Consider the following 10,900-nt stretch of genomic DNA (forward strand, 5'->3'; position numbering starts at 1 on the left):
GGAGATGGATAATATGAGAATAATATTACTTGGACCTCCAGGTGCTGGTAAAGGTACTCAGGCGGCAGGAATAGTAGAAAAATACAATATACCTCATATATCAACAGGAGATATATTCAGAAAGAATATAAAAGAGGGAACAGAACTTGGAAAAAAAGCTAAAGAATACATGGACCAAGGTTTATTAGTACCAGATGAGTTAACTGTAGGTTTAGTTACTGATAGAATATCTCAAGAAGACTGTAAAAATGGATTTATGTTAGATGGATTTCCAAGAAATGTAGCACAAGGAGAACACTTAGATGTATTCTTAAAAAATACTGGTATAGAACTAGATAAAGTTGTTAATATTGAAGTTGACAAGAGCATACTAGTATCTAGAGCAGTTGGTAGAAGAATATGTAAGTCTTGTGGAGCTACTTACCATGTTGAGTTTAATCCTCCTAAAGTAGAAGGTGTATGTGATGTATGCCAAGGAGAATTATATCAAAGAGCTGATGATAATGAAGAAACTGTATCTAAGAGAATACAAGTTTATCTAGATGAAACAAAACCTTTAGTAGACTATTATGGCAAGCAAGGTATAATAGCAGATATAAAAGGTGACCAAGCAATAGATAAAGTATTTGAAGATATTGTCTCAGCTTTAGGAAGTGGAAAATAAATGATTATATTGAAATCAAAAAAAGAAATAGAACTTCTAAGAGAAGCTGGAAAAATTGTTGCTGATACTCATGAAGTTTTAAGAAAAGCTATTTCTCCGGGAATATCTACTTTAGAATTAGATAAAATAGCTGAAGAGAATATAAGAAAATATAATGCAGAACCTTCTTTTAAAGGATATGGAGGTTTTCCAGGAAGTATATGTGCTTCTATCAATAGAGAAGTAGTACATGGGATTCCAGGAGAAACCATATTAAAAGAAGGAGACATTATAAGCTTAGATATAGGAGCCTATTATAAAGGATATCATGGTGATTCTGCGAAAACTCACGGAGTAGGCATGATATCTGAAGAAGATAGGAAATTGATAGAAGTAACTAGAGAAAGCTTCTATGAAGGAATAAAATTTGCTAAATTAGGATATAGACTTTCAGATATCTCACACGCAGTACAAACACACGTTGAGAAACATGGTTTCTCAGTAGTTAGAGATTTAGTGGGTCATGGAGTTGGAGCAAATCTTCATGAAGATCCACAAGTACCTAATTATGGACTCCCAGGAAAAGGACCAAGACTTAGAGAAGGAATGGTTATTGCTATAGAGCCAATGGTTAATGCAGGTCGTTATCATGTAAAGACTCTATCAGATGGGTGGACGACTGTTACAATAGATGGAAAAAAATCAGCTCATTATGAGCATACGATAGCAATTACTGAACATGAACCTTTGATATTGACAAAGTTGTAATTTAAAAAGTAGGTGAAAAAAGTGCTATCAGATAATTTAAGTATAGGTCAAGTTGTTAAAGTTTCATTAGGACGAGACAAAGGAAATTTATTTTTCGTAGTCAAAATAGTTAATAATGAATATGTATTAATAGCTGATGGAAAGAAAAGAAAACTTGACAAACCTAAGTTAAAGAAAGTGAAGCACTTAAAAAAATATAATTTTATTAATGATGAAGTTAGAAAAAGAGTAGTATCTGGACAAGAAATTACAGATTCTTTTTTAAGAGCTGAACTTACTAAGTTAAATTAGATGATTTAACTTATTGAAATGGAGGGCTGGTTAGTTAATGGCCAAAAAAGATGTTATAGAATTAGAAGGTACAGTTTCAGAAGCTTTACCTAATGCTATGTTCAAAGTTAAACTAGAAAATGGACATGAGATATTATGCCACATTTCTGGAAAGCTAAGAATGAACTTCATAAGAATTCTTGAAGGTGACAAGGTGAATGTTGAACTTTCTCCATATGACCTTACAAGAGGAAGAATTACTTGGCGTAAGAAGTAGACTATATTAATATTTAGTCTAAGGAGGGATTAATAATGAAGGTTAGACCATCAGTAAAACCAATATGTGAAAAATGTAAAGTAATAAAAAGAAAAGGAAAAGTAATGGTTATCTGTGAAAATCCAAAGCATAAGCAAAAGCAAGGATAAGAAATTATTACTAGTATTTTGTTAAAATTTATAGTATAATACTATATTGTGATGTTAACAAAAGAACGTTAAAATCGTTGAACAATCTGGCGTAGGATTGGTATATGATACGAAGTTTTAAACACTAAAAACTATGTGTAGGAGGTGCGATCATGGCAAGAATAGCTGGGGTAGATTTACCTAGAGAAAAAAGAGCGGAGATAGGCTTAACTTATATATATGGTATAGGTAAAGCAACTGCTAACGAAATATTAGCTAAGGCTGAGATAAATCCAGATACTAGAATAAAAGATTTATCAGAAGATCAAGTTAATGATTTAAGAAAAGTTATAGATGACGATTTCTTAGTTGAAGGTGACTTAAGAAGAGAAATTGCTTTAAACATAAAGAGATTAAGAGATATAAAATGTTATAGAGGAATAAGACACGCTAAAGGTCTTCCATTAAGAGGACAAAGAACTAAGACTAATGCTAGAACTAGAAAAGGTCCTAGAAAAACAGTATCTCGTAAAAAGAAAAAATAAATAAATAATAATTAGATGAAGGAGGGAAAAGGAAAATGGCTAAACCAAAAAAGAAAGTTACACGTATTAGAAGAAGAGAACGTAAAAATATAGAACGTGGTCATGCTCATATACAATCAACTTTCAATAATACAATAATAACTTTAACTGACGTTCATGGAAATGCTATATCTTGGGCAAGTTCTGGACAATTAGGATTCAAAGGATCAAGAAAATCAACTCCATTTGCATCTCAAATGGCTGCTGAAACAGCTGCAAAAGCTGCGATGGAACACGGACTAAAAAGTGTTGAGGTATTCGTAAAGGGGCCAGGTTCAGGAAGAGAAGCTGCAATAAGAGCTTTACAAGCAACTGGACTAGAAGTAACTATGATAAAAGACGTTACTCCAATCCCACATAACGGATGCAGACCACCAAAGAGAAGAAGAGTGTAATTAAGAAGAGTACAAATAGGAGGTGTAGATAAATGGCAAGATATACAGGTGCATCATGTAGACAATGCCGTAGAGAGGGAATGAAATTATTCCTTAAAGGTGATAGATGTTATACAGATAAATGTGCTATAGTAAAAAGAAACTATGCTCCAGGTCAACATGGCCAAGGGAGAAAGAAAGTTTCTAACTATGGATTACAATTAAGAGAAAAACAAAAAGTTAAAAGAATATATGGAGTTTTAGAAACTCAATTTAGAAACTTATATGAACGTGCTGAAAATATGCCTGGTAAAGCAGGTGAAAACTTATTAAGTTTATTAGAGAGAAGATTAGATAATGTAGTTTACAGAATGGGACTAGCATCTTCTAGAAAAGAAGCTAGACAATTAGTAGCTCATGGTCATTTCACTTTAAATGGAAATAAAGTAGACATACCTTCATTAGTAGTTAAAGTTGGGGATGTTATAGAAGTTAAAGAGAAATCAAGATCTTCTGCAAAATTCAAAAATTTAGTAGAAGTTAACTCAAGAATAGCTCCTAAATGGTTAGAAGCTAATGTAGAAGGAATGACAGCAAAAGTAGTTGGTGTTCCAACAAGAGAAGATATAGACCTTGAGATAGCTGAACACTTAATCATAGAACTTTACTCTAAATAATAAGCACACTTTTAAAAATTATTTTAAAATTTTGTTTACCCTCAGTGGATTACTGAATTTTAAGGAGGGTTTTGTCCATGATAGAAATAGAAAAGCCAAAAGTAGATATAGTTGAGCTTAGCGAAGACTATAGATATGGTAAGTTTGTTATAGAACCTCTAGAAAGAGGATATGGAATAACTATAGGTAACGCATTAAGAAGAATATTATTATCATCATTACCAGGTGTAGCAGTAAATGCTATAAAAATAGATGGAGTTCTTCATGAATTCTCTACAATACCTGGTGTTAAAGAAGATGTTACTGAGATAATATTAACTTTAAAAGAGCTTTCAGCAACTATAGATGGTGAAGGAAGTAGAACACTTAAAATAGAGGCTCAAGGACCATGCTCTATCACAGGTGCAGATATAATCTGTCCTCCAGATGTTGAAATATTAAGTAAAGATTTAGCAATAGCTACATTAGATGATAATGCTAAACTTAATATGGAGATATTTGTAGATAAAGGTAGAGGATATGTTTCTGCTGAAGAAAATAAAACAGAGAATGTTCCAATAGGTGTTTTACCTGTGGATTCAATATATACTCCTGTTGAGAAAGTTAGTTATCATGTGGAAAACACAAGAGTTGGTCAAAAAACAGATTATGATAAATTAGTGCTAGAAGTATGGACTAATGGTAGTATAAATCCTCAAGAGGGTATATCATTAGCTGCGAAAGTATTAGTTGAGCATTTAAATCTATTTATAGACTTAACTGAACATGTAAGTAGTGTTGAAATCATGGTAGAAAAAGAAGAAGATCAAAAAGAAAAAGTTCTTGAAATGACTATAGAAGAATTAGATTTATCAGTTAGATCATATAACTGTTTAAAGAGAGCGGGAATTAATACAGTTGAAGAATTAGCTAATAAATCTGAGGATGATATGATGAAGGTTAGAAACCTAGGTAAGAAGTCATTAGAAGAGGTAATACAAAAACTAGAGGAACTTGGACTAGGATTAAAACCAAGTGAAGAATAGCGAGCAAAGGAGGGATAAGAATGGCTAAGTACCGTAAATTAGGACGTGAAACAGCTCACAGAAACCTTATGTTAAGAAACTTAGTAACTTGCTTACTAAGAAGTGGAAGAATAGAAACTACAGTGACTAGAGCGAAAGAAACTCGTAGAATGGCTGAAAAGATGATAACTCTTGCTAAAAGAGGGGATCTTCATGCTAGAAGACAAGTTTTAGCTTATGTTATGGATGAAACAGTAGTTAATAACTTATTCACAGATTTAGCTCCAAAATATGCTGAGAGAAATGGTGGATACACTAGAATAATAAAAATAGGGCCAAGAAAAGGCGATGCTGCTGAAATGGCTTTTATAGAATTAGTATAGTAAGGAAAGGATTAGGCTTGATGGCTTAATCTTTTTTTTATTTTTTTGACTCAGGTGTGATATAATAATGTGTAAAATGATTTTTATAAGTTATTGCTTACTAAAAGGAGTATGAATTAATGGATAATATAGTAAAGGTAAATAATATTTCGTTTGAGTATATTACAGATGAAGCAAAACTTAAAGCAATAGATAATTTAAGCCTAGATGTTAAAAAAGGAGAATTTGTTGCGATAATAGGACATAATGGTTCTGGTAAGTCTACTTTATCTAAAAACTTAAATGCAATTCTTATGCCTACTGAGGGAAACATTCTTATTGATGGAATGGATACTAAGGAGGAAGAACGATTATGGGATATAAGACAAACTGCAGGCATGGTATTTCAAAACCCAGATAATCAAATAGTTGCTACAATAGTAGAAGAAGATGTTGCGTTTGGACCTGAAAACTTAGGTGTAGAGCCTAAAGAAATAAGGCGTATTGTAGAGGAATCTTTAAAGAGTGTAGGTATGTATGATTTAAGAGGTAGACAACCACACTTGTTATCAGGTGGTCAAAAACAAAGAGTTGCAATAGCGGGAATTATTGCTATGAGGCCTAAATGTATAATATTTGATGAAGCAACAGCAATGTTAGACCCATCTGGAAGAAAAGAAGTTATGAAAACAATAAAAAGACTTAATAAAGAAGAAAATATAACTGTTATACATATAACACACTTTATGGAAGAAGCAGTAGAGGCAGATAGAGTTGTGGTTATGGAAAAAGGGAAAAAAATCTTAGAGGGAACTCCTAGAGAAGTATTCAGTGAAATAAAGATGCTAAAGGAAATCGGTTTAGATGTACCTTGTATGACAGACTTATCTAGTTTATTAATAGAAGAAGGAATGAATATTAGTAGTGATATATTAACTGTGGATGAGATGGTGATGGAATTATGTCAATTATAGTAAAGAATTTAACACACATATATAATGAAGGGATGCCTTTTGCAAGTAAGGCACTTGATGATGTTTCTTTTGAGATTAAAGATAGAGATTTTGTTGGTCTCATAGGTCATACAGGTTCAGGAAAATCTACATTAATACAACATTTAAATGGATTATTAAAGCCTTCCTCAGGAGAAATATTTATAAATGATTTTAATATAACAGATAAAAACTTGAATTTAACTGAGATTAGAAAAAGGGTAGGTGTTGTATTTCAATATCCAGAATACCAATTGTTTGAAGAAACGATTGATAAAGACATAGCCTTTGGACCTGCTAATTTAGGCTTAGAGGAGTCTGAGATACATAATAGGGTAAAAGCATCAATGGAAGCTGTAGGACTTGATTATGAGGAATTTAAGGATAAATCTCCTTTTGAATTATCTGGTGGTCAAAAGCGTAGGGTAGCAATTGCTGGAGTTATAGCTATGAACCCAGAAATTCTTATACTGGATGAACCTACTGCTGGTCTTGATCCTGGAGGAAGAGATGAAATTTTTAATTTAATAAAGGATTTACATGAAAAAAACAATATGACTATAATACTGTCATCTCATAGTATGGATGATATGGCAAAACTAGCAAAGACTTTAATTGTTATGAATCATGGTAGAATAGAATTTATGGGAACTCCTAGAGAAGTATTTAAATCAAATGCTAGTAAATTGAAAGAGATAGGATTAGATATTCCACAAGTTTTAGAGCTTGCATTGAAATTGAGACAAAAAGGATTTAACATCAGAGAAGATATATTGACTTTAGAGGAAGCAAAACAAGAAATATTAAAAGTTGTGAGAGGACGAGGATTATGTTAAAAGATATAACTATAGGGCAATACTACCCAACAAGTTCTGCTATTCATAAATTAGATCCAAGGATAAAACTTGTAGCAACAATTGTATTTATGGTGTCTATATTTGTAGTAAATAAATTTTGGCCTTATATAGTAGTTTTATTATGTTTATTAGGTATGATAAAGTTAGCTAATATACCAGTTAAGTATATTATTAAAGGTGTAAAGCCTCTTAAATGGATTATTTTATTTACATTTCTTATAAATATTTTTTTCTTGCCAGGTGATGAAATATGGTCATTTGGATTTTTGGCAATAACAAAACAAGGTCTAAGACAAGCAATTTTTATGGCAATAAGACTTATATTTTTAGTGGTTGGGACATCTTTACTTACTCTAACTACTTCTCCAATAGAATTAACAGATGGTATAGAAAGATTGCTTAACCCATTTAAAAAAATTGGTTTACCAGTACATGAGCTTGCAATGATGATGACAATTGCTTTACGTTTTATTCCTACATTATTGGATGAAACAGATAAAATAATGAAAGCTCAAATGTCTAGAGGAGCAGATTTTGAAAGTAAAAACCTTATAAATAGAGCTAAGAACTTAGTGCCTCTTTTGGTGCCATTATTTGTGAGTGCGTTTAGAAGAGCTGATGAATTAGCTATGGCCATGGAAGCTAGATGTTATAGAGGTGGACACAATAGAACTAAAATGAGAGAGTCTGTCATAGCAAAGGGAGACTATATAGCATGTGTATTCCAAGTTGTTTATTTAGGCGTGATTATAGCTACTAGATTTATAGTAATTTAATAGAAACATAGATATAAACGAGGTAAAGTATGAGAAATATAAAAATTACAATCCAATATAATGGCAGTAATTATTGTGGATGGCAAAAACAACCTGATTCTTTAGGAATACAGGGTACAATAGAAAAGGCTATATATGATATAACAAGGGAAGAAGTTAAACTCATAGGGTCAGGTAGAACTGATTCAGGAGTTCATGCTATTGGTCAAATTGCAAATTTTAAAATTAATTCAGACATAAATGCAGAAAGTATACCAATGGCTTTAAATGCTAAGCTACCAAAGGATATATCAATTATAAAAGCATGTGAAGTTAAGGAAGATTTCCATTCAAGGTATAGTGCAAAAGGTAAAACATATAAATATTTAATATATAATAGCAAGTTTAGAAATCCGATACTTAGTGATATATCGTATCAAGTAAAATATGAACTTGATTTTGATAAAATGTGTTTAGAGTCAAAGAGTATTTTAGGAACACATGACTTTAAAGGTTTTATGAGTACTGGTTCATCTGTAAAAGATACAATTAGAACTATATATGATATTGATATCAATAAAAATGATGACTTAATTGTCATAGAAATTAGTGGAAATGGATTTTTATATAATATGGTAAGAATTATTGTTGGAACACTTATTGATATAGGTCGTGGTAGGATTAATGAGTCATTTTTAGATATAATAGAATCTAAAACTAGGTCAAAATGTGGACATACAGCTCCAGCACAAGGATTATTTCTTAAAAAAGTTCATTATTAACTTGACACACCAGGCTACATGTATTAAAATATATGAGAATGTGTTAATAAGTCCACTTGCCCCGGACTTGACATAAACGGTAAAAAATTTTATGAGAAATAGTTAAGGAGGGACAGTTATGAAAAGTTATATAGCTAAGCCAGCTGATGTACAAAGAAAATGGTACTTAGTTGACGCTGAAGGTAAAACACTAGGTCGTTTAGCAACAGAAATAGCGACAGTATTGAGAGGTAAACATAAACCAACATTTACTCCTCACGTTGATGGTGGAGATTTTGTTGTTGTAGTAAATGCAGGAAAGATAGTTTTAAGTGGTAAAAAATTAGATCAAAAATATTACAGATACCATACTGGTTATGTAGGTGGATTAAAAGAAATATCTTACAGAGATATGATGGATAAGAAACCAGAAGAAGTTATAGCACATGCTGTAAGTGGTATGTTACCTAAGAACAAATTAAGAAGCAGAATGATGACTAGATTAAGAGTATTCGCAGGTGCTGAACACACTCATGCAGCTCAAAATCCAGAAGTTTTAAACTTTAAGTAAGATTAATAGGTGAAAGGAGGAGTTTATAATGGCTAACGTTCAATATTATGGAACTGGAAGAAGAAAAAGTTCTGTTGCTAGAGTAAGACTAGTTGCAGGTGAAGGAAATATATTAGTAAATGGAAGAGCATTAGAAAATTATTTTAACTATGAAACACTAATAAGAGATGTTAAACAACCATTAGTTTTAACTGGAAATGAAAATAAATATGATGTTATAGTAAAAGTTGAAGGTGGAGGATTCACTGGACAAGCTGGAGCTATAAGACATGGTATATCTAGAGCTTTATTAAAAGCTGATTTAGATTTAAGACCTGCTTTAAAGAAAGAAGGTTTCTTAACTAGAGATGCAAGAATGAAGGAAAGAAAGAAATACGGATTAAAAGCAGCAAGAAGAGCTCCACAATTCTCAAAAAGATAATTACTTATTTTTTTGGAAAAACAAAATACTTTATATATTTTTATTTGAAAAGTATTTGTATGTTAAAAATGTTGGGTTTGAATTAAGAGTGATATACAATAAAATAATAAGATATTTTATTAGGATGTTTTTCTGTAGGGAAAGCATCCTTTTTTATTTATATAATGGAAAGACTATGCATTAGATTTATTTAATGCAATAGCATTATTAACAAAAGTAGTTTATATATTAATAATTAAAAATTTTATATACTATAATAACATAGTCTATGAATATACATTAGTATAATTCGTAGACTATGTTATTATAAATTATATGATTTGTTGTCAAAATAATAGTTATTCAATAGTAGATAAGAGTATTAAATTAAAGAGGTTAATAATATATAATATTGTAAAGCACATATATCGATATTGATAAATCAATATAATAAATGGAAATTGATAATTAGAAAAGGAGAATTTAAATGTTTGTACTAATATTTGGAATATTATAGTGTTTTTATAAGTATACATATACAGGGTGATGTTGTGAGAAAGTACATAAAACATATAATTTTTAGTTTTGTTATGGTGTGCCTAGTAATAGTGTCAATATTTGAAGTGAAAAATATATCTGAAGATGTTATTAAGTATATGCCAGTAACAAATAAAACAATAATTTTAGATGCTGGTCATGGGGGTATTGACCCAGGTGCGTTAAATAAGGATAAGAGCACATCTGAAAAGGATATTAACTTAGCTATAACACTTAAGCTTAGAGAGCTTATAGAATCAAGCGGAGGTCTTGTAATATTGACTAGAGAAGATGATAGTAGTCTTTACAAAGAGGGAAATAATAAAACAACAAGACAAAAGTATAATGAAAATTTGAAAAATAGGAAAGAAATGATATCCAATTCTAATGCTAACATGTTCGTCTCCATACATCTCAATGCATTTGAACAATCAAAATACTATGGAGCTCAAACTTTTTATCCTAAAGACAAACAAGATAGTAAAGAGCTATCAAAGTGTATTCAAGAAGAACTTAAAAGAGTAGTAGATAAAACAAATAATAGAGAAGTCAAGCCTAGAGATGATATATATCTTTTAAAAGAGAACAATATTCCATCAGTACTAATAGAGTGTGGTTTTTTATCGAATGAAAAAGAATGTAAACTTTTGACTGATGAAACATATCAAGAGAAGATAGCATGGGCGATATACATAGGAATACAAAAATATCTAAGTTAAAGTTACTATATAAATAAATCTGAATATGTAAATAGCTTGTATTAAAGCAGTTAAAATGCATTAATATAGGCTATTTTTGTTTTGACAAAAAATATTTAAAATAAAAGTTAAAAAAGCGTTGACTTGAAATCATATAGATGGTATTATATATGAGTGCCCAAAAGGAGCACAAAAATACGACAAAAGAACTTTGAAAATTAAACAGTAGGTTAATTTATAAA

General features: G+C 30.9%; 17 protein-coding genes. All 17 read left to right on the forward strand.

Annotated elements, in window-relative coordinates; translation table 11 throughout:
- Window positions 1-13: 13 nt before the first annotated feature.
- On the forward strand, window positions 14-664 hold the full coding sequence (locus Q3304_RS16845) for an adenylate kinase (protein WP_054268685.1): 651 nt from the start codon (window positions 14-16) through the stop codon (window positions 662-664).
- Entirely contained in the window at window positions 665-1,411 is a 747-nt protein-coding gene (gene map, locus Q3304_RS16850; protein ID WP_021382516.1) for a type I methionyl aminopeptidase, read from the forward strand. It abuts the gene before it with no gap.
- A 21-nt stretch (window positions 1,412-1,432) separates the two neighbouring features.
- Window positions 1,433-1,702, forward strand: coding sequence for an RNA-binding protein (locus Q3304_RS16855; RefSeq protein ID WP_021382520.1), 270 nt, complete (start codon window positions 1,433-1,435; stop codon window positions 1,700-1,702).
- A 37-nt stretch (window positions 1,703-1,739) separates the two neighbouring features.
- Window positions 1,740-1,958, forward strand: a complete 219-nt coding sequence (gene infA / locus Q3304_RS16860) for a translation initiation factor IF-1 (RefSeq protein WP_003421127.1) — start codon at window positions 1,740-1,742, stop codon at window positions 1,956-1,958.
- A gap of 35 nt (window positions 1,959-1,993) precedes the next feature.
- Window positions 1,994-2,107, forward strand: coding sequence for a 50S ribosomal protein L36 (rpmJ, locus tag Q3304_RS16865; protein WP_002509257.1), 114 nt, complete (start codon window positions 1,994-1,996; stop codon window positions 2,105-2,107).
- 152 nt (window positions 2,108-2,259) lie between these two features.
- Entirely contained in the window at window positions 2,260-2,631 is a 372-nt protein-coding gene (gene rpsM, locus Q3304_RS16870) for a 30S ribosomal protein S13 (protein WP_021382517.1), read from the forward strand.
- Between the two features lie 35 nt (window positions 2,632-2,666).
- Entirely contained in the window at window positions 2,667-3,065 is a 399-nt protein-coding gene (gene rpsK, locus Q3304_RS16875) for a 30S ribosomal protein S11 (protein WP_003421122.1), read from the forward strand.
- 32 nt (window positions 3,066-3,097) lie between these two features.
- Window positions 3,098-3,721, forward strand: a complete 624-nt coding sequence (gene rpsD, locus Q3304_RS16880; RefSeq protein ID WP_021382518.1) for a 30S ribosomal protein S4 — start codon at window positions 3,098-3,100, stop codon at window positions 3,719-3,721.
- 77 nt (window positions 3,722-3,798) lie between these two features.
- The gene (locus Q3304_RS16885; protein ID WP_003427733.1) at window positions 3,799-4,746 is read left to right on the forward strand and encodes a DNA-directed RNA polymerase subunit alpha; all 948 of its coding nucleotides are present in this window, start codon (window positions 3,799-3,801) and stop codon (window positions 4,744-4,746) included.
- 20 nt (window positions 4,747-4,766) lie between these two features.
- The gene (gene rplQ / locus Q3304_RS16890; RefSeq protein ID WP_003421117.1) at window positions 4,767-5,108 is read left to right on the forward strand and encodes a 50S ribosomal protein L17; all 342 of its coding nucleotides are present in this window, start codon (window positions 4,767-4,769) and stop codon (window positions 5,106-5,108) included.
- 119 nt (window positions 5,109-5,227) lie between these two features.
- On the forward strand, window positions 5,228-6,061 hold the full coding sequence (locus Q3304_RS16895) for an energy-coupling factor transporter ATPase (protein WP_407815020.1): 834 nt from the start codon (window positions 5,228-5,230) through the stop codon (window positions 6,059-6,061).
- Window positions 6,049-6,915, forward strand: a complete 867-nt coding sequence (locus tag Q3304_RS16900) for an energy-coupling factor transporter ATPase (RefSeq protein WP_407815021.1) — start codon at window positions 6,049-6,051, stop codon at window positions 6,913-6,915. The genes Q3304_RS16895 and Q3304_RS16900 overlap by 13 nt, the downstream gene beginning before the upstream one ends.
- Complete coding sequence (locus tag Q3304_RS16905; protein ID WP_054275571.1) at window positions 6,909-7,712, forward strand: energy-coupling factor transporter transmembrane protein EcfT; 804 nt, start codon at window positions 6,909-6,911, stop codon at window positions 7,710-7,712. The genes Q3304_RS16900 and Q3304_RS16905 overlap by 7 nt, the downstream gene beginning before the upstream one ends.
- 29 nt (window positions 7,713-7,741) lie before the next feature.
- Entirely contained in the window at window positions 7,742-8,473 is a 732-nt protein-coding gene (gene truA, locus Q3304_RS16910; RefSeq protein ID WP_407815022.1) for a tRNA pseudouridine(38-40) synthase TruA, read from the forward strand.
- 118 nt (window positions 8,474-8,591) lie between these two features.
- Window positions 8,592-9,023 carry a 50S ribosomal protein L13 gene (rplM, locus tag Q3304_RS16915; RefSeq protein WP_021382526.1) on the forward strand — a complete coding sequence of 144 codons (432 nt, stop codon included), beginning with the start codon at window positions 8,592-8,594 and terminating at the stop codon, window positions 9,021-9,023.
- A gap of 28 nt (window positions 9,024-9,051) precedes the next feature.
- Complete coding sequence (rpsI, locus tag Q3304_RS16920; protein ID WP_003421105.1) at window positions 9,052-9,444, forward strand: 30S ribosomal protein S9; 393 nt, start codon at window positions 9,052-9,054, stop codon at window positions 9,442-9,444.
- A gap of 530 nt (window positions 9,445-9,974) precedes the next feature.
- Window positions 9,975-10,679: an N-acetylmuramoyl-L-alanine amidase CwlD gene (cwlD, locus tag Q3304_RS16925; protein WP_074179374.1), complete on the forward strand. Its 705-nt coding sequence runs from the start codon at window positions 9,975-9,977 to the stop codon at window positions 10,677-10,679.
- Window positions 10,680-10,900: the final 221 nt, after the last annotated feature.

This window comes from Clostridioides sp. GD02377, assembly GCF_045899875.1.
Classification (GTDB): Bacteria; Bacillota; Clostridia; order Peptostreptococcales; family Peptostreptococcaceae; genus Clostridioides; species Clostridioides difficile_A.